Source organism: Streptomyces sp. NPDC017993, from assembly GCF_044328065.1.
GTDB lineage: Bacteria > Actinomycetota > Actinomycetes > Streptomycetales > Streptomycetaceae > Streptomyces.
In genome coordinates, this window is the sequence record NZ_JBIRGO010000013.1 from 160,276 (window position 1) to 185,591 (window position 25,316).

A 25,316-nucleotide genomic window follows, 5' to 3' on the forward strand; every position below is an offset into this window, starting at 1 on the left:
GCGTGTGTCCGCGCGCCGTGCCGCCCGGCGGGCCGGGCGGCACCGAGGCGCTACCGCAGGGCCCGGCTCCACACCTCACGGGCGGCCTCGGCGGGCCGCCCCGGCCGGTCCACCGGCTCCCAGCCCCACGAACGGAACGCGGCCCCGGCCGGGGCGTTGTCCGAGGCGAGGAAGGCGACCGCACGCGCGGCGCTGCTGCGCATCAGCAGCGTCTCCTGGAGGCGGGTGGCCACGCGGGTGCGCCGGTGAGCGGGCAGCACCAGCAGTTCGGCGACGAGGAACAGCCGTCCCGCCGCGCCCTGTTCGCGCAGCGCGTCCGGCACGTCGCCGGCGAGGTCGCGGCACCAGTCGTCCGCGCGGTCGAGGGGATAGCCGTAGCAGCATCCGGCGAGCGCGGGGTCGCTGCCGATGACCATCTCGAAGCCGGGGCGCTGGACGTCGTGCTCGGCGAACCGGCGCAGGAACTCCTCGCGCCCGGGGCTCTCGCCGGACACCGGATCGGGGTGGGCCGCGGCGTACAGATCGGCGACGGACTCCCGTTGGGTCTCCGCCTGCCACCTGGTCAGCCGCCGTAGGAACACCTCTGCCATGGGCCCTCCCGTTCTACCGGTCAGCATCCTCCGTCCGTGCCGCGCAACCCGTGGCGCGGCCGTGCCGGAGACGTGTCGAAGCTTACGCGGCCGGGTGATCTCCGGGCCGGTCGTTGCCGGCGCCGGTCCGAGCGGCACCCCCGGTAACGACCTGCCTACAGCCAGCCGTTGCGCTTGAAGCCGCGGTGGATCACCCAGCACGCGGTCACGATCACCGTCATCACCAGCGGATAGCCGAACGTCCAGTGCTTTTCCGGCATATGGTCGAAATTCATGCCGTAGACGCCGCAGACCATGGTCGGTACGGCCAGGATGGCCACCCAGGCACTGATCCGGCGCATGTCCTCGTTCTGGGCGACGGTGACCTGGGCGAGATGCGCCTGGAGTATGGAGTTGAGCAGCTCGTCGAAGGCGGTGATCTGTTCGGTGACCCGGTCGAGGTGGTCGGCGACATCCCGGAAGTAGGTCTGGATCCGCGGGTCGACCGGCGACATCGGCTGGGTGGCCAGCGTCTGCATCGGCCGGTCCAGCGGGGCCACCGCCCGCTTCAGTTCGAGCAGTTCGCGCTTGAGCTGGTAGATCCGGCCGGCTCCGCCGCCGCCCCGGACCGAGAAGACCTCGCTCTCGACGTCGTCGATGTCGTCCTGCACGGCGGCCGTGACATCCAGATAGTCGTCCACGACCAGGTCGGCGATGGCATGCAGGACGGCGGACGGGCCGAGGGCCAACTGCTCGGGGACGCTCTCCAGTTGCTCACGGAGCGGGCCGAGCGAGCCGTGCCCGCCATGCCGCACCGTGATCACGAAGTCGGCACCGGTGAAGACCATGATCTCGCCAGTGTCCACCACTTCGCTGGTGTCGGTGAGCTGGTCGTGTTCCACATAGCGGACGGTCTTGAAGACCGTGAACAGCGACTGGTCGTAGCGCTCCAGCTTGGGCCGCTGGTGGGCGTCGACCGCGTCCTCGACGGCGAGCGGGTGCAGCCCGAACAGCTCGACGATCCCGGCGAACTCCTTCTCGGTGGGCTCGTGCAGGCCGATCCACACGAATCCGTCGCCGGACTTGCGGACCCGGCGGATCGCGTCGTCGGCCGGGTGGTCGCCGCTCTGCCGTATGCCGGAGACGTAGACCGCGCAGTTCACGACGGCGGTACCCAACGGCGAGCGGGCCGGGTGGCTGAGGTCGACTCCATGGCTGCGCGGCTGCGGCAGCCGGACGGCCTTGCGGAGGTTGCTGATCATCGACACCCCGCCAGTATGGCGCGCCGGGGCTCGTCCGCGGTACGGCGGAGCCCCGGTTTTTGCGCCCGGGAATCCCGACATGAGCGGATATAGAGATCGAAGAACGGCCTCCCGCCGGCCCACGTGACGGCGCCCCGCGGGCCGAGCGCGAGACCCACCACTCCCTCACGGGGCGGCATGTCCGACCGGTGGCCGGTCGCTCGCGGAATACCCCTAGGGGGTATATCGTTCTCCACAGTGGACGCCGGCCGCCGCCGTCGTCCTCGGTATTCGGGAGGCTCGCGATGAGGAGTACGCCATGAGGGCCCTGACCACCCCGGCCAAGCTCGGCGGCTACGCACTGATCCTGCTCGTCGTCCTCGCCGGCGGTTTCGGCCTCGGCCGCGCGATCGGCGACGATGGGGACGACCGGCAGGTCCCCGCACGGCACCAGCCGGCCACGCCGGCCCCGGCCACCGAGCACGGGCGGCACCCGCAGCAGACGGAGGAGCAGTCATGACCACCGCGATCGGCGAGCAGCGCGTCGAGCTGGCGATCGGCGGGATGACCTGCGCGTCGTGCGCGGCCCGTGTCGAGAAGAAGCTCAACCGCATGGAGGGCGTCACCGCCAGTGTCAACTACGCCACCGAGAAGGCGAAGGTGGCCGTGGCCGCGGGCAGCGGCATCGAGACCGCGGACCTGATCGCCACCGTCGAGAAGACCGGCTACACCGCCGAGCTGCCCGCACCGCCGGCCCCCGCCCGGCCCCCGGTGGACGAATCCGGCGACGCGTCCGGCCCGCAGGCCGCACCCCAGGAGGCCGACTCCCTCGCCGGACTGCGTCAACGCCTCCTCGTCTCCCTCACCCTCACCCTTCCGGTGATCTTGATGGCGATGGTGCCGGCCTTGCAGTTCACCAACTGGCAGTGGCTCTCGCTGACCCTGGCCGCCCCGGTCGTCGCCTACGGTGCGCTGCCGTTCCACCGGGCCGCCTGGACGAACCTGCGGCACGGCGCGGCCACCATGGACACCCTCATCTCGATGGGCACCCTCGCGGCGCTCGGCTGGTCGCTGTGGGCGCTGTTCTTCGGCACCGCGGGGATGCCGGGCATGACCCACCCCTTCGAGCTGACCATCGCCCGTACCGACGGCAGCGGCAGCATCTATCTGGAGGCGGCGGCCGGCGTCACCACCTTCATCCTGGCGGGCCGGTACTTCGAGGCCCGCTCGAAGCGGAAGGCCGGCGCGGCCCTGCGGGCACTGATGGAGCTGGGCGCCAAGGACGCCGCCGTCCTGCGGGACGGCCGCGAGGTGCGCGTCCCGGTGGCCGAACTGTCCGTCGGCGACCACATCGTCGTACGCCCCGGGGAGACCATCGCCACCGACGGCCGGGTCGTGGACGGCGCCTCCGCCGTGGACGCCTCGATGCTCACCGGTGAATCCGTCCCCGTCGAGGTCTCCCCCGGCGACACCGTCACCGGCGCCACCGTCAACGCGGGCGGCCGGCTCGTCGTCGAGGCCACCCGCGTCGGCTCCGACACCCAGCTCGCCCGGATGGCGCGCCTGGTGGAGGACGCGCAGAACGGCAAGGCGGCGGCCCAGCGCCTCGCCGACCGGATCTCCGCGGTCTTCGTCCCCGTCGTCATCGCACTCGCCGTCGGCACTCTGGGCTTCTGGCTCGGCAGCGGCGCCGGTGCGGTGGCCGCCTTCACCGCGGCCGTGGCGGTCCTGATCATCGCCTGCCCGTGCGCCCTCGGCCTCGCCACACCCACCGCGCTGATGGTCGGCGCCGGCCGGGGCGCGCAGCTGGGCATCCTGCTCAAGGGCCCCGAGGTCCTGGAGTCGACGCGGCGGGTGGACACGATCGTGCTGGACAAGACCGGCACGGTCACCACCGGAGTGATGACCCTGACCGGCGTGCACCTCGCCGACGGCGAGACCCGGCAGGAGACACTGCGCCTGGCGGGCGCGCTGGAGCACGCCTCGGAGCACCCGATCGCCCGTGCCATCGCCACGGCGGCGGAGACCGAGACGGCCAAGGGCGGCGCGCTGCCGGTCCCCGAGGACTTCGCGAACCTCCCCGGCCTCGGGGTACGGGGCGTCGTCGACGGGCACACCGTCCTGGTCGGCCGCGAGCGGCTGCTCCGGGAGTGGGGTCCGGAGCTGCCGCCCGAGCTGGCGGCCGCCACGTCCGAGGCGGCCGCGGCCGGCCGCACCGCGGTCGCCGTCGGATGGGACGGCCGGGCCCGTGCGGTGCTGGTGGTCTCGGACGCGGTCAAGCCGACCAGCGCCGAGGCCGTCCGTAGCCTGCGCGCCCTGGGCCTGACCCCCGTGCTGCTCACCGGCGACAACGAGGCCGTCGCCCGCGCCGTCGCAGCCGAGGTCGGCATCGACGACGTCATCGCCGATGTCCTCCCCGAGGACAAGGTCGCCGTCATCACCCGCCTCCGGGAGGAGGGCCGCACCGTCGCCATGGTCGGCGACGGCGTCAACGACGCCGCCGCCCTCGCCACCGCCGATCTCGGCCTCGCCATGGGCACCGGGACCGACGCCGCCATCGAAGCCGGCGACCTCACCCTCGTCCGCGGCGACCTCCGCACCGCGGCCGACGCCATCCGCCTCGCCCGCGCCACCCTCAACACCATCCGCGCCAACCTCTTCTGGGCGTTCGGCTACAACGTCGCGGCCATCCCCCTTGCCGCCGCCGGACTCCTCAACCCGATGATCGCCGGTGCCGCGATGGCCTTCTCCTCGGTCTTCGTCGTCGGCAACAGCCTGCGACTGCGCCGCTTCCGGGCCCTGGCGCCGGCCCCGGCCGCAGCCCGCACCCGGTCCTGACCAGGGACGAAAGGGAAAACGGGCGGGCCCCGGCGGTGATCACCGCCGGGGCCCGCCCGCTTCCGCCGCCCCTTCCCCGGGGCGGCTGGGCCGCCGTGCCCCATACACGCTGCGCGGCGCCCATCAGGGCCGTACGCCGGTCGGATGTCTCCAGTTCTGACGGCGGAACCTTGGCGGATCACGCAACCGCCGGGCGGCCCGGACCGGCGAGACTGGTCGAATACCGCCCGCCCACGCTCAGGGGGAACTCATGACGGGGTCACGCATCCTGGCTCTCGGCCATTACCAGCCCTCCGCCGTGCTCACCAACGACGATCTCGCCAAGATCGTCGAGACGGATGACGCCTGGATCCGCAGCCGGGTCGGTATCCGCACCCGCCATGTCGCGGCGGCGGACGAGACCGTCGACGCGATGGCGTCCGCCGCGGCCGCCAAGGCGCTCGCCACGAGCGGCCTGGCCCCGGACGACATCGACCTGGTCCTGGTCGCCACCTGCACCGCCGTCGACCGCAGCCCCAACACCGCCGCCCGCGTCGCGGCCACGCTCGGCCTGCCGGCCCCGGCCACGATGGACATCAACGTCGTCTGCTCCGGCTTCACCCACGCGCTGGCCACCGCCGACCACGCCATCCAGGCCGGCGCCGCCAGGAACGCCCTGGTCATCGGCGCGGAGAAGTTCACCTCCGTGGTCGACTGGACGGACCGTTCGACCTGCGTCCTGGTCGGCGACGGAGCGGGCGCCGCGGTGGTCACCACCGCGCAGGATCCGCAGATCGGGCCGGTGCTGTGGGGCTCCGTCCCGCAGATGGGCGGCGCGGTGCGCATCGAGGGCGACCCCTCGCGGTTCTCCCAGGAGGGCCAGACCGTCTACCGCTGGGCCACCACCCAGCTGCCCGCCATCGCCCGCAAGGTGTGCGAACGCTCCGGCGTCCGGCCCGAGGACCTGGCGGGAGTCGTGCTGCACCAGGCCAATCTGCGCATCATCGAGCCGGTCGCGGAGCGCATCGGCGCGGTCAACGCAGTCGTCGCCCGGGACGTCGTCGACTCCGGGAACACCTCGGCCGCCTCCGTGCCGCTCGCCCTGTCCAAGATGGTCGAGCGACGCGAGATCGCCTCCGGCGACCCGGTGCTGCTGTTCGCCTTCGGCGGCAACCTCTCCTACGCGGGCCAGGTCATCCGCTGCCCGTGAGCCCCGGCAGGCCGCGGCACGCACCGCCCGGCGCCATGTCCGATGCGTTCAAGACCACAGCCGGCGCCGCGCTCTACGCTCGCCGCATGAATACGTCGACTCCGCGTTTCGCGACCATCGGCATGACCGTCGCCGACATGGCCGCCTCCCTCGCCTTCTACCGCCGCCTCGGCCTGGACATCCCCGCCGACGCGGACACCGCCCCGCACGCCGAGGCCCCGCTCCCCGGCGGTCTGCGGCTGATGTGGGACACCCACGAGACCGCCCGTGCCATCGACCCGGACTGGACTCCGCCAGAGGCCGGCGCGCCCACCGGGCTCGCCTTCGCCTGCGCCGACCCCGCCGAGGTCGACAAGGTCTACGCCGCACTCACCGACGCCGGCTACCAGGGCGACAAGGCCCCCTGGGACGCGTTCTGGGGACAGCGCTACGCCGTCGTACGCGACCCGGACGGCCACGGCGTGGACCTCTTCGCACCACAGGAACAGTGATCACAGGACCGGTGACCACAGGGCGGTGACCACGGGACGGTGCCCTGTGGACGGTGCCGTCCCCCAAGGCCCTGCAGCCTTCCGGCCCTCCAGAGCCCTTCGGAGCCCTTCGGAGCCTTTCGGAGCCCGCTAAGGCACCTCACGCAGATACATGGCCCCGCAGGTGTGGCAGAACGGCTCCGCCTCGGGCGTGCCCCAGGCGTCGGCCGTTTGGGTGGCGGAGGCCGGTGCCAGCTCGCGTCCGCACATCGCCGATGTCCCCTCCAGCCGGACCATGTGCCAGATCTTGACCGGGACGTCCGCCCGGGGCAGGACGCCTTCCTCGTACTCCGCGCGCATCTCGTGCTCCATGGCGGTGCACCTCCCTACGCCCCACGATGCGCCGACCGGCGGGTGCCCACAACGGCAACGGGACGGCCGCGGGCCGGTCAGAACACCGACCAGCCGGTCAGCGTCGTGAACTGGTCCAGGGCCGCGGCGCCCGCGACGGAGTTGCCGCGGGCGTCCAGCCCCGGGCTCCATACGCACAGCGTGCAGCGGCCGGGGACCACGGCGACGATGCCGCCGCCCACGCCGCTCTTGGCGGGCAGCCCCACGCGGTAGGCGAACTCCCCCGCCGCGTCGTACGTCCCGCAGGTCAGCATCACCGCGTTGATCCGCTTGGCCTGGCGCGCCCCCAGCAGCCTGCTGCCGTCGGCGCGCAGCCCGTGGCGGGCCAGGAAACCGCCGGCGACGGCCAGATCGCGGCAGCTCATCTCGATCGAGCACTGCCAGAAGTAGTGCTCTATGACGCTGGGGACCGGATTCTCCAGATTGCCGAAGGACGCCATGAAGTGGGCCAGCGCCGCGTTGCGGTCGCCGTGGTCGGCCTCGGAGTCGGCGACGCCCTGGTCGAAGGCGAGATCCTGGTTGCCGCTCTCCTCCCGCAGGAAGTGCAGCATCGTGGTGCTGGCGTCGCCGGTGAGGGTCTGCAGCTGGTCGGTGACCACGAGCGCGCCCGCGTTGATGAACGGGTTGCGCGGGATGCCGTTCTCCCACTCCAGCTGGACCAGCGAGTTGAACGGCGTACCGGACGGCTCCCGCCCGACCCGCTTCCAGATGTCCTCGGTGTCCTGGGAGCCGGCCATCACCAGCGCCAGCGAGAAGGTCTTGGAAATGGACTGCACGGAGAACGGGACCTCCCAGTCGCCGACGCCGTACACCTCGCCGTTGATGTCCGCCACCGCGATCCCGAACCGGCCGGGATCCACCCGCTCCAGCGCCGGAATGTAATCGGCGACCTGGCCCTTCCCCACGAACGGCCGGGCGAAGGCGGCCACCTCCTCGAGAACGGCCTGGTAGTCCATGCCGGACACGCTAACCCGGCCCGAGGAGCACCCCCAACGGAGCCCCCGCCAGGGACTTCACCTCGCGCGCGAGGTGCGCCTGATCCGCGTATCCGGCACGGGCCGCGACCTGCGCGTACGGCACCCCGGAGCGCGCCAGGCCGAGGGCGCGCACCAGCCGCAGCACCCGCGCCAGCGTCTGCGGGCCATACCCGAACGCGTCCAGACTCCTGCGGTGGAGCTGGCGCTCGCTCAGGGCCACGGAGCGGGCGACCTCGGCAACCGGCAGGCCCCGGGCCAGCCCCGCGGCGATCGCGGCGGTCCGGGCGGGGCGCAAGGACCGGACGACCGGACCGGCCGGCTCCCGCAGCCGGGCCGCGGCGGCCTCCTCCAGGACACGGCCCGGCGCGGCCGCCGCGCCCACCCGCTCGGCCAGCTCGCGCACCCGGTCCGCCGGCCAGAGGTCAGCCAACGGCAACCGCTGGTCGCGCAGTTCATGCGCCGGTACGCCGAAGATCGCCGGGCCCTGGCCCGGGGCGAAGCGCAGCCCCACGTAGCGGGCGCCGGGCGCCACGTCGTCCAGGAGGTGCGGGCCGGTGTCAGGACCGGCCACCAGCAGGCGTCCCTCGCCCCAGATCAGGTCCGTGCAGCCGTCGGGGAGCACGGGGCCGGGTGAGGGCGGTGTGGTGGCCGTCCACAGCACCGCACCCGGCAGCCGGGACGCCCGCTCGCGGTACCCGCCGGACAGCTCCGCGCCGGGGTCGGGCACCGGCCCGGCGGCGTCCCTCGCGCCCGTCGCGTCGTTCCTGCCCGGTGCGCCCACTGCGCCGTGCGGCTCACCCGTGTCGCGCTTGTCGCTCACGTACTCCAGCCTGGCACGGGAACCCTTCGGCCGTCCGCGCCGTTGATCCCTTACGACACCGACCTTCACGGAGGCAGCACATGGCAGGGTTTCTCGACCGCGCCAAGGAGCAGGCACAGCGCGGGCTGGCGCAGGGCAAGCAGAAGGTCGACGAGGTACAGCAGCAGAGGGCCGGCAGCGATCTGCTGAAGAAGCTGGGCGCCGCGTATTACGCCGAGCGCAACGGCAGCGGCACGCCGGACGCGACCCAGAACGCGCTGCGGGCCGTGGAGGCCCACATCGCCACCCATGGGGACGCGTTCCTGCACGGCTCGTAGCAGCGCGACGGGCCCGCCGCGGCGGGGCGGACGCACCCCGGCCACCCCGGCCGCTCCGGGCGGCCGGAACCGCTCGTACAGGGGCCGAACGCCTGGTCCTTTTTATGGCGTTCCGCTCCCCTGGCAGCGGCCCGTCCCGTACAAGCGAGGCATGAGGCGGTGCGCGGTCCGCGGCCGCCGCGCACCGATCGGAGTCGGCATGCCCGCACCCCTGTCCGCCGCGCGCTTCCTCGACGTCCTCAAGGAAGAGGGATTGCGGGTCGTCGAGGTCGACGACTGGCAGACACACCACCGCAACCACAAAGGCCCCTGGGGCACGGTGCACGGCGTGATGGTGCATCACACCGCCACATCCGGCGCAGAAAGCACCGTCCGGCTCTGTTACGACGGCCGTCCCGACCTGCCCGGTCCGCTGTGCCACGGCGTGATCACCAAGGACGGCACGGTGCATCTCGTCGGCGGCGGCCGCGCCAACCACGCGGGCCTCGGCGACGGCGACGTCCTGCGCGCGGTGATCGCCGAGAAGCGACTGCCCCCGGACAACGAGGCCGACACCGACGGCAACCGCGCCTTCTACGGCTTCGAGTGCGAGAACCTCGGCGACGGCACGGACCCCTGGCCACCGGCCCAGATCACGGCACTGGAGAAGGCCGCGGCAGCCCTGTGCCGTGCACACGGCTGGACCGAACGTTCCGTCATCGGCCATCTGGAGTGGCAGCCGGGCAAGAGCGATCCCCGCGGCTTCACCATGGACGACCTCCGCGAGCGGATCGCCGACCGCTTGAAGTAGCGGCGGCCGACGCCGGTCGTGACGGGCGGACGGGCGAAGAGCGCGCCGGAAGCCGGGGCCGGGGAGCGGGCCCGAGCCGTCCCCCGGCCCGGCAGCGCGGGACAATAGGGCCTGTGACCAGCTCAGTCCCCGATCCGCCCGATCAGCCCGAGGCGCCGCGGCCGCCCGCGGCCCCCGCCGGGCCCTCCGGCCCCGGAGCACTGCGCCCCCGCCTGCCGTCCCCGGTGCAAGAGGTCGAGGACGAGACGTTCGCGCGCCACGGCGTCCGACTGCTGCTCAAGCGGGACGATCTGATCCACCCCGATCTGCCGGGCAACAAGTGGCGCAAGCTGGCTCCCAATCTGCGGGCCGCCGCCGCGTCCGGCGAGCGCGCCCTGCTCACCTTCGGTGGCGCGTACTCCAACCACCTGCGGGCCACGGCGGCGGCCGGCCGTCTCCTGGGCTTCTCCACCATCGGCGTGGTGCGCGGCGACGAGCTGGCCGGCGCACCGCTCAACCCGTCCCTGGCCCGCTGCGCGGCCGACGGCATGCGACTGCACTTCGTCGACCGCGGAACCTACCGCCGCAAGACCGAGGCGGACGTCCTCGACGCGCTGCACGACCGTTTCGGTGCCTTCGCCGTGATACCCGAGGGCGGCAGCAACTCCCTTGCCGCACAGGGCTGCGCGGAGCTGGGCAGGGAGTTGCGCGGCGTCGCGGACACCGTCGCCGTGGCCTGCGGAACCGGCGGCACCCTCGCCGGGCTGGCCGCCGGCCTCGCGCCCGGTCAGCGGGCCATCGGCGTGGCCGTCCTCAAAGGCGGGAGCCCGCACTTCCTCCAGCGCACGGTCGAGGACCTCCAGCGGGCCGCGTTCGGTGGGCGGCGCGGGAACTGGCGGCTGGAAGCCCGCTTCCACTGCGGCGGATACGCCCGGCGCACCCCCGAACTCGACGCATTCGCCGACGCCTTCGAGGCCCGGCACGGTCTGCCGCTGGAGCGCGTCTACGTCGCGAAGCTGCTGCTCGCGCTGACGACTCTGGCCGGTGAGGGCGCTTTCGCCCCCGGCAGCACCGTCGCCGCCGTGATCACCGGCACGCCCTGAGCCGCGGGAGCACCGATGCGCCCGGTGCGGACCGGCATCCCTGCCTGCCGCGCCTCCCTAGGAAGCCCCCTCCCGGTACGCGGCCGCCTCCTCCAGGTCCAGCCGGCGCAGCAGCGTCCGCAGCATCTCGTCGTCGATCCGGCGGCGGTCCCGCAGCTCGACGAACACCCGCCGCTCGGCGTCGATCATCTCCCGCGCCAGCCGCCGGTAGGTCTCGTCGGCGGACTCCCCGGTGACCTCGTTGACGGTGCCGAGCCGCTCCCACACCGCGTTGCGGCGCCGTTCCATGACGGTGCGCAGCCGGTCCGCCAGCGGCCCCGGCAGCGCGTTGCGCTCGTCCGTCAGCAGTTCCTCCAGGCGCGCCTCGGCCACCTGCGACGCCTCGTTCTGCGCCTGGGCCTCGACGAGCGTCTCGGCCTGGACGTCCCGGCCGGGCACCTTCAGCGCGCGGATCAGCGGCGGCAGCGTCAGCCCCTGGATGACGAGGGTGCCGATCACCGTGGTGAAGGTCAGGAAGAGCACGAGGTTGCGCGCGGGGAAAGCGCCACCGTCGTGCACGGTGGCCGGGATGGCGAAGGCGAGGGCCAGCGACACCACGCCGCGCATCCCGGCCCAGCCGACGATCGCCGTCGCCGGCCAGGGCATCTCTGGCTCCTTGGCGCGAACCCGGGCGGACAGGACGCGCGGCAGAGACGTGGCCGGAACGACCCACACGAAACGCGCCACGACCACCACGGTGAACACCACCACCGCGTACCAGAGCGCCTCTTGACCGCTGAACTCCCCCAGGCCGCGCAGGACGACCGGCAACTGCAGGCCGATCAGCGCGAAGACGGTGGACTCCAGGATGAAGGAGACCATCTTCCAGACGGCCTCCTCCTGGAGCCGGGTCTCGAAGTCGACCTGCCAGGAGCGGTGCCCCAGGTAGAGGCCGACCACGACGACGGCGAGCACACCGGAGGCCCCGACCTGCTCCGCCGCCGCGTACGCGAAGAAGGGGATGAGCAGCGAGAGGGTGTTCTCCAGCAGGGCGGAGTCCCGCAGCCTGCGGCGCAGCCAGTGCAGCGGCACCATCAGCACCACGCCGACCCCGACGCCCCCCACGGCGGCGATGGCGAGCTCCTTGAGGCCGTCCCCCCAGGTCGCGCCGACGCCGACGGCCGCGGCGAGGGCCACCTTGTACGCGGTGATGGCGGTGGCGTCGTTAAACAGCGACTCGCCCTGGAGGATCGTCGTGACCCGGCTCGGCAGCCCGAGCTTGCGGGCGATGGCGGTGGCCGCGATGGCGTCCGGTGGCGCGACCACGGCGCCCAGGACCAGCGCCGCGACCAGCGGCAGGTCCGGGATCACGAGGTAGGCCGCATAGCCGACGGCGACGGTGGCGAAGAGGACATAGCCGACCGACAGCAGTGCCACCGGCCGCAGATTGGCGCGGAGGTCCAGATACGAGCTCTCCAGGGCCGCGGTGTGCAGCAGCGGCGGGAGCAGCAGGGGCAGCACGATGTGCGGATCGAGGGTGTAGTCCGGGATACCCGGGACGTAGCCGACCAGGAGCCCGGCGGCGACGAGCAGCAGCGGCGCCGGGACGGGCGTGCGGCGTGCCAGTCCGGCGACCGCGGCGCTCCCCGCGACCAGCAACAACATCGGCATCACAGCCATCGGTCCGTCCCGTCCCCGTGTTCGTCTCGTCCCGCGGCCCCCGGCCGGGGACGCTCTTCGTCATCCGTCCCGGCGATCTAACCTGGCCATCATGAGCGAGTGCACGCACGTATCAGAACTGCCGCGCGCCGAGCCGGGCGCGCTCAGTGCCACCTGCCTGGAGTGCCTGGCCGTCGGCAGCCATCCCGTACAGCTGCGGCTGTGCCTGGTCTGTGGCCACGTCGGGTGCTGCGACTCCTCGCCGTACCGGCACGCGAGCGCGCACTACGCGGAGACCGGCCACCCGGTGATGCGGTCCTTCGAGCCCGGTGAGTCCTGGCGCTGGTGCTTCACCGACCAGCTCCTGGTGTGAGGGACGGCCCGGGCCCCTTTAGCCTCTCCGCATGATCCGCGAAGCGACCCCCGCCGACGTCCCCGTCATCCTCGCCATGATCGGCGAGCTGGCCGCCTACGAACGCGAGCCGGACGCCGCCCGAGCCGCAGCTCCGGGAAGCCCTCTTCGGGCCCCAGCCGGCGGCCTTCGCGTTCATGGCGGAGGCGGACGGCGCCCCCGTGGGCTTTGCCCTGTGGTTCCGGAACTTCTCGACGTGGACGGGTACGCACGGTGTCTATCTGGAGGACCTGTACGTCCGGCCGGAAGCGCGCGGCGGCGGCCACGGGAAAGCGTTGCTTGCGGCCCTCGCGGAGGTGTGCGTGACCCGTGGCTATGAGCGTTTCGAGTGGTCAGTCCTGGATTGGAACGAACCGTCCATCGGCCTTTACCGGTCGATCGGCGCCCAGCCCATGGACGAATGGACGGTCTTCCGGCTCACTGGAGAGGCACTGCACAACCTTGCGGGCTCCTCGCGCGTCAACGGAGCGTAATCAGTATGGATTTGGCAGTGCAGACCCCTAGCCACTGTGCGTACCCGTAGCCTTACAATGAGTGACAGTGAAGGCGCCGGGCGACCGGGGCCCGAATCGCCGTCCGGGCGGCAGCCGTGCTCCTTCCGGGCGACATCGGCCCACAGATCGCGATAGCGTCGCAGCCGAACCATGTGCTGCGCCGGATCGTTCTCCTTTCACCGAGGGGAGAGACGACCGGCGTGGATATCTCGTATATCCAGCATTCCAGCTCAACCAGCTTGTGCCACCTTGGAGGTGAGGGTGTCCCAGATCGCAGGCGAGCCCGGGACTCAGGACTTCGTGGAAGTCCGTCTGCCCGCTGCGGGTGCCTACCTGTCCGTGCTGCGTACGGCCACGGCCGGCCTCGCAGCCCGTTTGGACTTCACCCTCGACGAGATCGAGGATCTGCGCATCGCGGTCGACGAAGCATGCGCGATCCTGCTGCAACAGGCCGTGCCCGGCAGTGTGCTGAGCTGCGTCTTCCGCCTCATCGATGACGCACTGCAGGTGACCGTCTCGGCCCCGACGACCGACGGCCGCGCTCCCGAGCGCGACACCTTCGCCTGGACGGTGCTCTCCGCACTCGCCGGCAAGGTCGACTCCACCGTCGCCGAGGACCGTACGGTCACCATCAGTCTGTACAAGGAGCGCGGCGCCGGTCCCGGACCGTCATGACCGAACAGGGGGCCCCGTGAAAGATCTCGAACGCGGCGCGCGGATGGCACCCGGGGTGACCATCCCTGACCAGCAGGCACGGCCGCATCCGGTGAGCGTGGACGACCAGGGCGGCCCGTTGGACGCGTCGGAGCAGCCAGAGCGGGCGGACCACATGGACCAGAGCGAGCAGCAGGGGAAGCAGGAGCATCCGCACGATGCGCCCGCCCCCGACCAGAAGCCCCAGGAACCCGAGCATGCCCACGAGCCGCAGCATGCCCATGATCCACACGACCGCAGCGGCGCGCGGGCGATGTTCTACCAGCTGCGGGAACTCCCCGACGGCTCCTCCGAGCGGGCGGAGCTGCGCAACACGCTGGTCCGCATGCATCTGCCGCTCGTGGAGCATCTGGCACGGCGGTTCCGCAACCGCGGCGAGCCGCTGGACGACCTGACCCAGGTCGCCACCATCGGCCTGATCAAGTCCGTGGACCGCTTCGACCCGGACCGCGGCGTGGAGTTCTCCACCTACGCCACCCCCACGGTCGTCGGAGAGATCAAGCGGCACTTCCGCGACAAGGGCTGGGCGGTGCGCGTACCGCGCCGCCTCCAGGAGCTGCGGCTGTCCCTGACCACCGCGACTGCCGAGCTCTCCCAGCGGCACGGCCGGGCACCCACGGTGCATGAACTGGCCGAGCAGATCGGCATTTCCGAGGAAGAGGTCCTGGAGGGACTGGAGTCGGCCAACGCCTACAGCACCCTCTCCCTGGACGTCCCCGACACCGACGACGAGTCCCCGGCTGTCGCCGACACCCTCGGCTCCGAGGACGAGGCGCTGGAGGGCGTGGAGTACCGCGAGTCCCTCAAGCCACTGCTCGAAGATCTGCCGCCCCGCGAGAAGAAGATCCTTCTGCTGCGGTTCTTCGGCAACATGACCCAGTCGCAGATCGCCCAGGAGGTCGGCATCTCCCAGATGCACGTCTCGCGCCTGCTGGCCCGCACCCTCGCTCAGCTGCGCGAGAAGCTCCTCGTCGAGGAGTAGCGCACCAGCACGATCGTGACCGGCGGGGCTCTTCAGGGCCCCGCCTCTTGTTCGTCCGGGGCCTTCATCCGGGCCTCGCGCGCACACCGGTCCCCTGCGTCGACGCCCATCAGCTCGGCGGCGCCCCAGGAATCCGTACGGTTCGTCCGGCTCGCTACTCGCGCGGGCCGATACCCAGGGCCTCGGTGGCCGTCGGGTTGACCAGCAGCGCCAGCACGACGAGTGCGGCCAGCGCGAGCCCGACACCGGCGGCGATCAGCGCGCCACCACCGTTGACGAGCGTCCAGGCCACCGGCAGCGCCACGATCTGGGTGATCAGCGACGGGCCGCGGCTCCACCGCCGGCGCAGCCACAGCCCGCGCGCGGCCACCAGCGGAAGCACCGCGAGGGCCAGCACCGTCAAGCCGCCCATCTCCGCCTGCCGCGCACTGTCGGGGGAACCTGCGAGACCCATGATCAGCATGTATCCGCCCAGCGCGGCCAGCGCCAGGCCCTCGACCGCGGTGAGCGCCGCCGCGGCGCTCAGCCGGGCGGGCCGGGGACCGGTGGGCTCGGGCACGGCGGAGGTGCCGGCGGCTCGGGTCGTGGACTGCTTCTGCTGACTGCTCACCCCAGCAGGGTAGCGCCGGCTGTCGGCGGCTCCCGGTCCCCCTGGTGACGGACGGGGACCGAAACGGCAACCAGCGGGTAGGTACGCTGCTACATATGCGCGCACTTCTCGTGGTCAATCCCGCAGCAACCACCACCAGTGCCCGCACCCGTGATGTGCTCGCCCACGCCCTCGCCAGCGACCTCGAGCTGGAGGTCGCCGAGACGCGGTACCGCGGGCACGCCCGGGATCTGGCCCGGCATGCGGCAGAAGGCGGGGAGACCGAGCTGGTCGTGGCCCTCGGCGGTGACGGCACGGTCAATGAGGTCGTCAACGGCCTGCTGACCCACGGCCCCGATCCCGACTCCCATCCGCGCCTCGCCGTGGTCCCCGGCGGCTCCACCAATGTCTTCGCCCGCGCGCTCGGACTCCCCAACGACGCCGTGGAAGCCACCGGCGCCCTGCTGGACGCGCTGCGTGACGGCAGCGAACGCACCATCGGCCTGGGCCTGGCCGCGGGCACTCCGGGGAGCGAGGACGAGGGGGCGCCGTCCCGCTGGTTCACCTTCTGTGCCGGCTTCGGCTTCGACGCGGGTGTCGTCGGCCGCGTGGAGCAGCAACGCGAACGCGGCAAGCGTTCGACGCATGCCCTGTACGTGCGACAGGTCGTACGCCAGTTCATGGGGGAGGCCAGGCGCCGGGAGGGCGGCATCACCCTCGAACGCCCCGGCGCGACCGAGGGCTCCACGGAGGTCGTCGAGGGCCTCGCGATGTCCATAATCTGCAACACCGCACCCTGGACCTACCTGGGCAATCGCCCGGTCTACCCCTCCCCGCGGGCATCCTTCGACTCGGCGCTCGACCTGTTCGCACTGAGCAAGCTCTCGGCCCCCGCGGTGACCCGATACGCCACCCAGCTGCTGGCGTCAACACCACAGCGCGGGCCCCACGGCAAGCACGCGGTGTCCCTTCACGACCTCACGGACTTCACCTTGCATTCGCAGGCTCCGCTGCCCTTCCAGATGGACGGTGACCACCTGGGGCTGCGTACGAGTGTGACGTTCACAGGCGTTCGCCGTGCACTGCGTGTGATTGTGTGAGCAGCAGGGCCTAAAGTCCTTTCACTCGAACGTTTAGACTGACCTCCACCCCCTGGAAGTACGGCTGTGAGCTAGGCGACACCAAGGAATCAAAAAAAACTTTCCAGAAGGGGTTGTATCCGTCGCCGAGGTTTGCGAGTCTCTTCATGGCGATCGGGACGGCCGCTCAACCGGCCCCCTTGAGAGTCCGAATCCTCCTCCTCATCCACAGGACCGCACCAGTTCACAACTGGAGTTCGGCCCTTCCCTTGTGGAGGGATTCGTGAAAGCGTTCACATTCACAAGCAACGTTCCCGTCACACGAGGAGATGGAGCAGCCATGGACTGGCGTCACCGCGCCGTTTGCCGCGAGGAAGACCCCGAGCTCTTCTTCCCCATCGGCAACACCGGTCCTGCGCTCCTGCAGATCGAGGAAGCCAAGGCCGTCTGCCGCCGCTGCCCCGTCATGGAGCAGTGTCTGCAGTGGGCGCTCGAGTCCGGCCAGGACTCCGGCGTCTGGGGTGGTCTGAGCGAGGACGAGCGCCGCGCAATGAAGCGCCGTGCAGCTCGTAACCGGGCGCGCAACGCCAGCGCCTGAGCCAGACGCCCCGTGGCCCCCGAGCCGCAGCGCGCAGTAACACCGATGCTCCCCCAGAGCTGAAAGCCTGGCGGTCACGCATCGCGATATGAGCTTTGAGCCCCGGACCGGATGGTCCGGGGCTTGCTGCTGTTCGGGGTCCGGTTACCGCAGGACGCGTGCCTGCCGACCATCCGGCCGGTCGCCGCTGCGGACCGCGGGATGCGGATCGGCCATGCGGAGCCGGCGATTGCCCGCTCCGACTCCGCGGCCTCTGCGCGTCAGTGCTGCTTCTCGGGGCGGACCGGCACATCGAGGATGACCTGGGTCCCCCGTTCGGGTGCGCGCACCATGTCGAACTTGCCGCCCAACTCGCCCTCGACCAGGGTGCGTACGATCTGCAGCCCCAGGTTTCCCGCGCGGTGCGGGTCGAAGCCCTCCGGCAGGCCCCGTCCGTCGTCCTGCACGGTGACCAGCAGGCGCGGCTCGCTGCGGCTGCCGCCGCGCACCGCACCGACCTCGACCGTGCCGTGTTCCCCCTGGTCGAAGGCGTGTTCCAGGGCGTTCTGCAGGATTTCGGTGAGCACCATCGACAGCGGCGTGGCGACCTCGGCGTCCAGGATGCCGAAGCGCCCGGTGCGGCGGGCGGTCACCTTGCCCGGGGAGATCTCCGCCACCATGGCGAGCACCCGGTCGGCGATCTCGTCGAACTCGACCCGCTCGTCGAGGTTCTGGGACAGCGTCTCGTGCACGATGGCGATCGAACCGACCCTGCGGACCGCTTCGTTGAGCGCATCGCGGCCTTGGGCGGAGTCCATCCGGCGCGACTGGAGCCGCAAGAGCGCCGCCACGGTCTGGAGATTGTTCTTCACCCGGTGGTGGATCTCCCGGATGGTGGCGTCCTTGGTGATCAGTTCGCGTTCGCGGCGGCGGAGTTCGGTCACATCGCGCAGCAGCACGAGCGAACCGATGTGCGTGCCCTTGGGCTTGAGGGGGATGGCGCGCAACTGGATCACGCCTTCCTCGCCCTCGACCTCGAACTCCCGAGGGGCCCAGCCGCTGGCGAGTTTGACCAGGGCCTCGTCCACCGGGCCGCGCGCCGGGGCGAGTTCGGCGGTCGCCCGGCCGAGGTGGTGGCCCACCAGGTCGGCGGCGAGGCCGAGCCGGTGGTAGGCGGAGAGCGCGTTGGGGCTGGCGTACTGGACCACACCGTCGGCGTCGAGACGGATCAGGCCGTCGCCGGCCCGCGGCGACGCGTCCATGTCGACCTGCTGGCCGGGGAAGGGAAACGATCCGGCAGCGATCATCTGGGCGAGGTCGGAGGCGCTCTGGAGGTAGGTGAGCTCCAGCCGGCTCGGGGTGCGTACGGTCAGCAGGTTGGTGTTGCGGGCGATCACGCCCAGCACCCGTCCCTCGCGGCGTACCGGGATGGACTCGACGCGTACCGGCACCTCCTCCCGCCACTCCGGGTCGCCCTCGCGCACGATCCGGCCCTCGTCCAGGGCGGAGTCCAGCATGGGGCGACGGCCCCGCGGGACGAGATGGCCGACCATGTCGTCCTGGTAGGACGTGGGGCCCGTATTGGGACGCATCTGGGCAACCGACACATAGCGGGTGCCGTCCAGGGTGGGGACCCAGAGGACGAGGTCGGCGAAGGACAAATCGGAGAGCAGCTGCCACTCCGAGACCAACAGGTGCAGCCACTCGAGGTCGGAGTCACTCAGAGCGGTGTGCTGGCGTACGAGATCGTTCATGGAGGGCACGTCTTGGAGCCTACCGGCGTACGGTGTATGTGTTGTCCTTGCGCGAGCATGGACAACCAAGAATGGTCTAGTCCACAATGCGTGAAACAGACCTCCGTTCTCCCCGCACAGGAGAGCGGAACGAGGCCCGAGGCGCTCTCTGCCCTGACTGCGTCCCGGCCTCCGATCGACCGGTCCCGGGACGGGTCCGTACCCCTACCGCACATTGGGGTACCTCCCGCCCGAAAGCGGGACCGGCCGATGTCAGCTCCGGGCTGCGGTGCCGGACAGGTTGAGGGTCCTGTCCCGGCGCCGCGGCCCGCGGGTGCTTCAGGACTCCTCGCGCGCCGTCTCCCGGCCCCGAACCGGGCTTTCCGCCGCCGCCCCGCCGCCTCACCGGCCTCAGCGGAACCGGGCCCCTCACCCCCGCCCATCCGGCGGTCACCTCTCACGCACCGCGCGACCCAAGGTGTCCCGAGCGCGTGGCGGCGACACCCCCGCGCCCTCATCTTCCGCAGGGTCGCGGCGACTTCGTACGCACGGGTGCCGTGTCGGCGCGCCCGCGAAGGGCTGCCACTCCTGCGACCGGCGGCAGGCGCACCGCCCTACGACTCCGGGCCGAGAAGCGGCACGGGAACGTGCCTCGCACCCAGGAACGCCACGGGGCCCGGCGGGCCGCCCTCTGGTAGATTGGTCTATACCACATGCCCATTCTCCAGAACGGCAGGCCAAGCGTGGAAGTTGTCATCGTCCCGGACGCCACGGCAGGCGGCGAACTCATCGCGGAGGCCATCGCCGCCCTGGTGCGCCGCAAGCCCGACGCTCTGCTCGGTGTCGCCACCGGCTCGACCCCGCTGCCCGTCTACGAGGCGCTCTCGGGCAAGGTCCGCGCCGGTGCGGTGGATGCCTCACGTGCCCGGATCTGCCAGCTCGACGAGTACGTCGGCCTGCCGCCCGGCCACCCGGAGTCCTACCGTTCGGTGGTCCTGCGCGAGGTCGTCGAGCCCCTCGGACTGAGCGAGGGCGCGTTCATGGGCCCTGACGGCTCGGCCGAGGACGTCCAGGCGGCCTGCGAGGAGTACGACCGTGCGCTGAGCGCGGCCGGCGGCGTGGACCTGCAGCTGCTCGGCATCGGCACCGACGGGCACATCGGCTTCAACGAGCCGTGCTCCTCGCTCGCCTCCCGTACCCGCATCAAGACGCTGACCCGGCAGACCCGGGAGGACAACGCCCGGTTCTTCGACAGCCTCGACGAGGTCCCGCACCACGTCATCACCCAAGGCATCGGGACCATCCTGGAAGCCCGCCATCTGGTGCTGCTCGCCACCGGTGAGGGCAAGGCCGACGCCGTCGCCCAGTCCGTCGAGGGGCCGGTGGCCGCGCTGGTGCCCGCCTCGGCGTTGCAACTTCACCCGCACGCGACGGTCGTCGTCGACGAAGCCGCCGCCTCCAAGCTCAAGCTCGCCGACTACTTCCGCGCCACCTACGCCGCCAAGCCGGAGTGGCAGGGCATCTGAGCTGCGGGAACGTCGGACGGGCCGCGGCCCCTGAGCCCCCCGGCCCAGGGGCCGAGGCCCATCCGGCGTGGCCGGGCCGCCCCACGCGGTGTCCCGGCCACGCCGCATCCCCCGGCGGCGCCGCGGTCCGCGTCACCGGCGTGGAGCGGGTCCTTGACCGGTGAGGGTCTCCGCGGCGGCCTGGCCGCAGACCCGTGCGGCGCCGTGGGTGGCGAGATGCGGGGCGCCCAGAGGCGGTGACTGCGGAACGCCCATTTCGACCACGGCGGTGTCGGGGCGGGCACCGAGGAGTGCGCGCAGAGCCTCGGCCATCCAGGGGTGGCGGTGGACATCACGGACGACGGCCACGATGCGGCGGCCGGCGGCGGCGTCGAGGAGACCGTCGATCAGGGCGGTGGTACCGGCCGTGGCGGCGGCTTCGCCGGTGTAGGTGGCGGTGTCCGTACCGGGCAGCAGCCGGCTCAGTTCCGCGGCGACTCCCCAGGGCGTCTCGTCCCCCACGGCGATGTTCGCGAGCGGAGTGAAGGCGGCGACGTACGCGGGGCCGGTCAGCGGCGCGTAGGGGCCGTCGGCGGTGAGGCGCAGCGCGCGGCGGGCGGCGGCGAGGCCGATCCCGGGTGCGGGCGCGACCCCCTCCGCCGCGCTCGCATCCCGTGCCCAGCGCGCCAGGGCGCGCACTCGTGCCGCGGCCTCGGTCAGCCGTTCCTCCGGCAGTTCGCCGTCGCGTACCGCGTTCACCAAGGCGTCGCGCAGCCGCAGCACGGTGTCCTCGTCGGCCAGTCCGCCGCCCACGCAGATGGCGTCGGCGCCGGCGGCGATGGCCAGGACGCTGCCGCGTTCGAGGCCGTAGGTGGCGGAGATGGCCTGCATCTCCATGCCGTCGGTGACGATCAACCCGTCGAAGCCGAGGCCGCCCTCGGCGGCGGGGGCGCGCAGCAGACCGTGCAGGGCTGCCGGGCTCAGGGTGGCGGGGCGGCTGCCGTCCAGGGCGGGCAGCAGGATGTGGGCGCTCATCACGGCTCTGGTGCCGGCGGCGATGGCGGCGCGGAACGGCACGAGTTCGCGTTCCTGGAGGGTCGGCAGGTCGGCGGCGATGCGCGGCAGGTCGTGGTGGGAGTCGACGGCGGTGTCGCCGTGGCCGGGGAAGTGCTTGGTGCAGGCGGCGACGCCGGCGGACTGCAGGCCGTCGACGTAGGCGGCGGTGTGCCGGGCGACCAGCTGCGGGTCGGCGCCGAAGGAGCGGACACCGATGACGGGGTTGGACGGGTTGGAGTTGACGTCCGCCGAGGGTGCCCAGTTGAGGGTGACGCCGCACTCGGCGAGACGGCGGCCGAGTTCCCGGGCGACGTCGCGGGTCAGGCCGGTGTCGTCGATGGCGCCGAGTGCGAGGTTTCCGGGGAAGGAGGAACCGCCGCGCACTTCGAGGCGGGTGACGTCGCCGCCCTCCTCGTCGACGGCGACCAGGACGTCCTCCCGTACCTCCCGCAACTGTGCGGTGAGGGAGGCGAGTTGTGCGGGGGTCGCGACGTTGCGGCCGAACAGCCCCACCGAGGTCAGCCCTTCGCCGAGGCGGCGCAGCAGCCAGTCGGGGGCGGTGGTTCCGGTGAAGCCGGGCTGGAGGACGGCCAGGGCGTCGCGGGTGAGGGTGTCGGCGGAGCGGACGGAGCGAACAAGAGGAGTCATGTCTGCGTTATCCCTTCACTGCGCCGGAGGTGAGACCGCCGACCGCCTTGCGTTGCAGGAACAGGAAGAGGACGAGGATCGGGACGGCGAAGATCGACGCGGCGGCCATGGTGGCACCCCAATCGTCCCCGAACTGGCTCTGGAACTGTGAGAGCCACAGCGGCAGGGTGCCCGCCTCCGGTTCCTTGTTGAGGACCAGGACGAGGGGGAACTCGTTCCATGCGGTGATGAACCCGAAGAGGGAGGTGGCCATCAGTCCGGGGGCGAGGAGCGGGAAGACGACCTTGGTGAAGGCCTGCCGGCGGGAGCAGCCGTCGACCATCGCGGACTCCTCCAGTTCCTTGGGCACCGCCGCGACGTAGCCGCGCAGCGTCAGAAGGGTGAAGGGCAGCACCATCAGCATGTAGAAGCAGGTGAGCGGCAACAGGCTGTTGAGCAGGTCGGCATCCCGGACGATCATGTAGTTGGCGATCACCATGACTTCCCAGGGCGCCATCTGGGCGACCATGAACGTCAGCAGGACGCCCTTGCGGCCCTTGAAGCGCATCCGTGCGACGGCGAACGATCCGCAGAGCGCGATCAGCAGCGACAGTCCCACCGCGAGCACCGTCACCAGGACCGAGTTCCGGGCCAGGGTCCAGAAGTTCGGGGCGTTCACGGCCGCCGCGAAGTGCGTGAACGTGCCGTGGAAGGGGAACCACACCGGGTCCTCGGTGATGATGTCCCGGGTGGGCTTGAAGGCCGTGTTGAACATCCAGTACACGGGGAAGACGAAGCCGACGGCGAGCACGATCGCCGTGGCGTTGGGCCAGATCCGGCCGGCCAGGGAGTGCTTCACAGCTCGTTCTCCTCTTGCTGCTCCTGCTTGATCGTCAGACGCAGGTAGTACGCGGTCATGGCCAGCAGCACGAGGATCGTCAGCAGCGAGATCGCGGCTCCCATGCCGAAGTGGAGGTTGCCGACGCCCTCGGTGAAGGCGTAGAGCGGCAGGGTCTCGGTGAGCCGGTCCGGGCCGCCCTCGTTGATCGCGAAGACCTGCGGGAACGCCTTGAAGACCCAGATGACCTCAAGGAACGTGGTGGCGAGGAAGAAGGGCTTGAGGAAGGGGAAGGTCACCGAGGTGAAGACCTGCCAGGTGCCGGCACCGTCCATCCGGGCCGCTTCGTAGAGCTCCTTGGGGATGGTGGTGGTGGCCGCGTAGAGGTTCAGGGCCACGAAGGGCAGCGACTGCCACACGATCAGGACGGTGATGACGAAGAAGGTCGACAGCTGGGTGCCGACCCAGTCGTAGTCGGCCATGGAGTGCCAGCCGAGCTTGTCCAGCAGCCAGTTGACGACGCCGAAGCGGGAGTCGAACAGCCACTGGAAGACGGTGGTCGCGGCGATCACGGGCATGGCCCAGGCGAGCACCAGCGCGACGGACAAGGTCAGCCGCATCTTGGTGCCGAGCCGGGCCAGCAGCAGTCCGATCAGCACCCCGATCACCATGATCAGGACGACGTTGACGGCGGTGAAGACGAGGGTGCGGACGGTGACCCGCCAGAACTGCTCGCTGCCCAGGATCTCCTGGTAGTTGCCGATGCCGCGCCAGTCGGTGAGGTGCTGGATCAGCTCCTTCATGTTCAGGTTCTGGAAGGAGAGCAGCAGATTGCGCACCATCGGCCAGCCCAGGAAGACCGCGGTCGCGGCCAGGGCCGGGAGGAGCAGGAGATACGGGGCGCCGCGGGCGGCCCGCGGGCGGCGGGGTCCGCGGCGGGCGGGCGGTGCGCCCCCCGTACCGAGGGGCGGCGCGGTCGTCTTTACCGCGTCGTCGAGCTGCACTGCCATGACCGCCTTCTCCCCATCGAACCGGTGTTGCGCGTGCGGTGGTTCCGTACGGGCCGGGGACGGCCGGCCCGTACGGAAGCCGGTGTGGCTACTGCTTGGCGAGCCGCGCGTTGATCTCGGACTCGACGTCCTTGGCCGCGTCGGCCGGGGCCTTGCCGTTCAGGACCGCCGTCATATAGCTCTTGATCGGGTTCGGCACGTTCTCCACGGCTGCCCACTGCGGGATGGGCGGCGTGGTGCCCGCCGACTTCTGCGCGGCGGGTGCGGCGGCCTCGGCTGCCGGGTTGCCCTTGGCGGCGTCCGTCAGGTCGGGGGACTTGGGCGTCCAGCCGACCTCCTTGACCATCTGCCCGTCGTTCTTCTTGGACAGGGCGATCTTCAGGAATTCCTTGGCGAGTTCCTGGTTCCTGCCCATGCCGGCGACGGCGAAGTTGGAGCCGCCGAGGAATACGCCCTCGGGCTTGTCGGCGGTCTCCCCGGGGATGGTGAAGAAGCCGATGTCGTCCTTGATCTTCGGGTTGGCCGCGATGGCGGTATTCGCCTCGTAGCCCATGGCGATGACCGCGCCGGTCCTGCCCTTGGAGAAGATCTCGGCCTGCTGCGGGGTGGCCTCGTCCTTGTTCTTCGGGGCGGTGCTGAAGGACTGGTACTGCTTGTAGATGTCCATGGCCTTGGAGACCTTGGGGTCACCGAGGTTGGAGACCCACTTGCCGCCGGCCTTCTTCACCAGCTCCGCGCCGGTGCCGATGGTCAGCCCGTCGAAGAAGTACCAGTTCTGGCCGGGGAGATAGAGCGGCTCGGCATCGGTCTTCTTCTTGATGGTGTCGAATGCCTTGAAGAGTGCGTTACGGGTCTTGGGGGTCCCCTTGATGCCCGCCTCGGCCCAGATCTTCTTGTTGTACATCACCACGCGGTTGCCCGCGTACCACGGAAGTGCGTACTGCTTTCCGTCCACCAGCGCGCTCTTGTTGAAGGCGTCGTTCCAGTCGGAGCCGATCTCCTTCTTCACGTCGCCGAGGTCGGCCAGGGCACCGGCCTTGGCGTAGGCGGCCGTCTGCGTGTTGCCGATTTCGACGACGTCCGGCGGAGTGTCCTCGGAGAGGGCGGTGCTCAGCTTCTGCTGAATTCCGTTCCACTGCTGGACCTTGAACTCGACCGTGGCGCCGGTCTTCTTCTTGAACTGCTCGGAGACCTGTTTCGTCCACTGTGCCGGGTTGGACCCGTCCATCACCCAAACGGTCAGCTTCTGGCCCTTGAAGCCATCCGCTCCCGCTTTGTTGTCGTCGCTGGACCCACAGGCAGCGACACTCACCAGCATTCCCGCGACCGCCGTCGCTGCTATGAGCCCACGCTTCATC

The 25,316-nt window shown here is 71.2% G+C and carries 25 protein-coding genes and 1 pseudogene; 14 read left to right on the plus strand and 12 right to left on the minus strand.

All coding sequences use genetic code 11. The features are described 5' to 3' along the window. Positions 1-50: 50 nt before the first annotated feature. Entirely contained in the window at positions 51-590 is a 540-nt protein-coding gene (locus ACH4FH_RS24285) for a hypothetical protein (protein WP_398557984.1), read from the minus strand. A gap of 155 nt (positions 591-745) precedes the next feature. Then, positions 746-1,831, minus strand: coding sequence for a magnesium and cobalt transport protein CorA (locus tag ACH4FH_RS24290; RefSeq protein ID WP_398558057.1), 1,086 nt, complete (start codon positions 1,829-1,831; stop codon positions 746-748). Positions 1,832-2,129: 298 nt separating this feature from the next. Between ACH4FH_RS24290 and ACH4FH_RS24295 the strand changes: the two genes are divergently transcribed. From ACH4FH_RS24295 to ACH4FH_RS24310, 4 genes are all read left to right on the plus strand, one after another. Then, on the plus strand, positions 2,130-2,330 hold the full coding sequence (locus ACH4FH_RS24295) for a hypothetical protein (RefSeq protein ID WP_398557985.1): 201 nt from the start codon (positions 2,130-2,132) through the stop codon (positions 2,328-2,330). After that, positions 2,327-4,648 carry a heavy metal translocating P-type ATPase gene (locus ACH4FH_RS24300; RefSeq protein ID WP_398557986.1) on the plus strand — a complete coding sequence of 774 codons (2,322 nt, stop codon included), beginning with the start codon at positions 2,327-2,329 and terminating at the stop codon, positions 4,646-4,648. The genes ACH4FH_RS24295 and ACH4FH_RS24300 overlap by 4 nt, the downstream gene beginning before the upstream one ends. Positions 4,649-4,898: 250 nt before the next feature. Continuing rightward, complete coding sequence (locus ACH4FH_RS24305) at positions 4,899-5,837, plus strand: beta-ketoacyl-ACP synthase III (protein ID WP_398557987.1); 939 nt, start codon at positions 4,899-4,901, stop codon at positions 5,835-5,837. Between the two features lie 86 nt (positions 5,838-5,923). Continuing rightward, complete coding sequence (locus tag ACH4FH_RS24310) at positions 5,924-6,328, plus strand: VOC family protein (RefSeq protein ID WP_398557988.1); 405 nt, start codon at positions 5,924-5,926, stop codon at positions 6,326-6,328. Positions 6,329-6,457: 129 nt separating this feature from the next. On the opposite strand, the gene ACH4FH_RS24315 is transcribed toward ACH4FH_RS24310, so the two are convergent. From ACH4FH_RS24315 to ACH4FH_RS24325, 3 genes are all read right to left on the minus strand, one after another. Next, on the minus strand, positions 6,458-6,679 hold the full coding sequence (locus ACH4FH_RS24315) for a hypothetical protein (protein ID WP_398557989.1): 222 nt from the start codon (positions 6,677-6,679) through the stop codon (positions 6,458-6,460). Between the two features lie 77 nt (positions 6,680-6,756). Then, a complete protein-coding gene (locus ACH4FH_RS24320) occupies positions 6,757-7,674 on the minus strand; it encodes a glutaminase (RefSeq protein WP_398557990.1) in 918 nt (305 codons plus the stop codon). A 10-nt stretch (positions 7,675-7,684) separates the two neighbouring features. Continuing rightward, positions 7,685-8,422, minus strand: a complete 738-nt coding sequence (locus ACH4FH_RS24325) for a helix-turn-helix domain-containing protein (RefSeq protein ID WP_398558058.1) — start codon at positions 8,420-8,422, stop codon at positions 7,685-7,687. 173 nt (positions 8,423-8,595) lie between these two features. On the opposite strand from ACH4FH_RS24325, the gene ACH4FH_RS24330 reads away from it, so the two are divergent. From ACH4FH_RS24330 to ACH4FH_RS24340, 3 genes are all read left to right on the plus strand, one after another. Then, positions 8,596-8,832: a hypothetical protein gene (locus tag ACH4FH_RS24330; protein WP_398557991.1), complete on the plus strand. Its 237-nt coding sequence runs from the start codon at positions 8,596-8,598 to the stop codon at positions 8,830-8,832. Positions 8,833-9,031: 199 nt separating this feature from the next. Beyond that, positions 9,032-9,622: an N-acetylmuramoyl-L-alanine amidase gene (locus ACH4FH_RS24335; protein WP_398557992.1), complete on the plus strand. Its 591-nt coding sequence runs from the start codon at positions 9,032-9,034 to the stop codon at positions 9,620-9,622. Between the two features lie 200 nt (positions 9,623-9,822). Then, positions 9,823-10,704 carry a 1-aminocyclopropane-1-carboxylate deaminase/D-cysteine desulfhydrase gene (locus ACH4FH_RS24340; protein ID WP_398558059.1) on the plus strand — a complete coding sequence of 294 codons (882 nt, stop codon included), beginning with the start codon at positions 9,823-9,825 and terminating at the stop codon, positions 10,702-10,704. A gap of 57 nt (positions 10,705-10,761) precedes the next feature. On the opposite strand, the gene ACH4FH_RS24345 is transcribed toward ACH4FH_RS24340, so the two are convergent. Further along, positions 10,762-12,363: a Na+/H+ antiporter gene (locus tag ACH4FH_RS24345; protein WP_398557993.1), complete on the minus strand. Its 1,602-nt coding sequence runs from the start codon at positions 12,361-12,363 to the stop codon at positions 10,762-10,764. Between the two features lie 91 nt (positions 12,364-12,454). Between ACH4FH_RS24345 and ACH4FH_RS24350 the strand changes: the two genes are divergently transcribed. The 4 genes and pseudogenes from ACH4FH_RS24350 (at position 12,455) to ACH4FH_RS24365 (ending at position 14,944) form a co-directional block, all read left to right on the plus strand. Further along, complete coding sequence (locus tag ACH4FH_RS24350; protein ID WP_398557994.1) at positions 12,455-12,715, plus strand: UBP-type zinc finger domain-containing protein; 261 nt, start codon at positions 12,455-12,457, stop codon at positions 12,713-12,715. Positions 12,716-12,746: 31 nt separating this feature from the next. Further along, positions 12,747-13,227, plus strand: a pseudogene (locus ACH4FH_RS24355) (GNAT family N-acetyltransferase). A gap of 282 nt (positions 13,228-13,509) precedes the next feature. Then, a complete protein-coding gene (locus ACH4FH_RS24360; RefSeq protein ID WP_003985353.1) occupies positions 13,510-13,923 on the plus strand; it encodes an anti-sigma factor in 414 nt (137 codons plus the stop codon). A gap of 43 nt (positions 13,924-13,966) precedes the next feature. Beyond that, on the plus strand, positions 13,967-14,944 hold the full coding sequence (locus ACH4FH_RS24365) for an RNA polymerase sigma factor SigF (RefSeq protein WP_398558060.1): 978 nt from the start codon (positions 13,967-13,969) through the stop codon (positions 14,942-14,944). A gap of 154 nt (positions 14,945-15,098) precedes the next feature. Here the strand turns inward: ACH4FH_RS24365 and ACH4FH_RS24370 are convergent, their stop codons facing one another. Further along, positions 15,099-15,554 carry a hypothetical protein gene (locus ACH4FH_RS24370; protein ID WP_398557995.1) on the minus strand — a complete coding sequence of 152 codons (456 nt, stop codon included), beginning with the start codon at positions 15,552-15,554 and terminating at the stop codon, positions 15,099-15,101. A gap of 95 nt (positions 15,555-15,649) precedes the next feature. Between ACH4FH_RS24370 and ACH4FH_RS24375 the strand changes: the two genes are divergently transcribed. After that, positions 15,650-16,633, plus strand: a complete 984-nt coding sequence (locus ACH4FH_RS24375) for a diacylglycerol/lipid kinase family protein (RefSeq protein WP_398557996.1) — start codon at positions 15,650-15,652, stop codon at positions 16,631-16,633. A 319-nt stretch (positions 16,634-16,952) separates the two neighbouring features. Further along, positions 16,953-17,210 carry a WhiB family transcriptional regulator gene (locus tag ACH4FH_RS24380; protein ID WP_003983230.1) on the plus strand — a complete coding sequence of 86 codons (258 nt, stop codon included), beginning with the start codon at positions 16,953-16,955 and terminating at the stop codon, positions 17,208-17,210. A gap of 260 nt (positions 17,211-17,470) precedes the next feature. Here ACH4FH_RS24380 and ACH4FH_RS24385 read toward each other — a convergent pair whose 3' ends face one another. After that, positions 17,471-18,943 carry a sensor histidine kinase gene (locus tag ACH4FH_RS24385; RefSeq protein ID WP_398558061.1) on the minus strand — a complete coding sequence of 491 codons (1,473 nt, stop codon included), beginning with the start codon at positions 18,941-18,943 and terminating at the stop codon, positions 17,471-17,473. A 722-nt stretch (positions 18,944-19,665) separates the two neighbouring features. Between ACH4FH_RS24385 and nagB the strand changes: the two genes are divergently transcribed. Further along, positions 19,666-20,448, plus strand: coding sequence for a glucosamine-6-phosphate deaminase (gene nagB / locus ACH4FH_RS24390; RefSeq protein ID WP_398558062.1), 783 nt, complete (start codon positions 19,666-19,668; stop codon positions 20,446-20,448). A 132-nt stretch (positions 20,449-20,580) separates the two neighbouring features. On the opposite strand, the gene ACH4FH_RS24395 is transcribed toward nagB, so the two are convergent. The 4 genes from ACH4FH_RS24395 to ACH4FH_RS24410 all read right to left on the minus strand — a co-directional run bounded on the left by ACH4FH_RS24395 (position 20,581) and on the right by ACH4FH_RS24410 (position 25,315). Beyond that, the gene (locus tag ACH4FH_RS24395; protein ID WP_398557997.1) at positions 20,581-22,131 is read right to left on the minus strand and encodes a glycoside hydrolase family 3 protein; all 1,551 of its coding nucleotides are present in this window, start codon (positions 22,129-22,131) and stop codon (positions 20,581-20,583) included. A 7-nt stretch (positions 22,132-22,138) separates the two neighbouring features. Beyond that, positions 22,139-22,969 (minus strand): carbohydrate ABC transporter permease, encoded by an 831-nt coding sequence (locus ACH4FH_RS24400; protein WP_398557998.1) that lies wholly within the window; start codon positions 22,967-22,969, stop codon positions 22,139-22,141. Next, a complete protein-coding gene (locus ACH4FH_RS24405; RefSeq protein WP_398557999.1) occupies positions 22,966-23,958 on the minus strand; it encodes a carbohydrate ABC transporter permease in 993 nt (330 codons plus the stop codon). Before ACH4FH_RS24405 ends, ACH4FH_RS24400 begins: the two co-directional genes overlap by 4 nt. Positions 23,959-24,046: 88 nt before the next feature. Continuing rightward, the gene (locus ACH4FH_RS24410) at positions 24,047-25,315 is read right to left on the minus strand and encodes an extracellular solute-binding protein (RefSeq protein ID WP_398558000.1); all 1,269 of its coding nucleotides are present in this window, start codon (positions 25,313-25,315) and stop codon (positions 24,047-24,049) included. Position 25,316 lies beyond the last annotated feature (1 nt).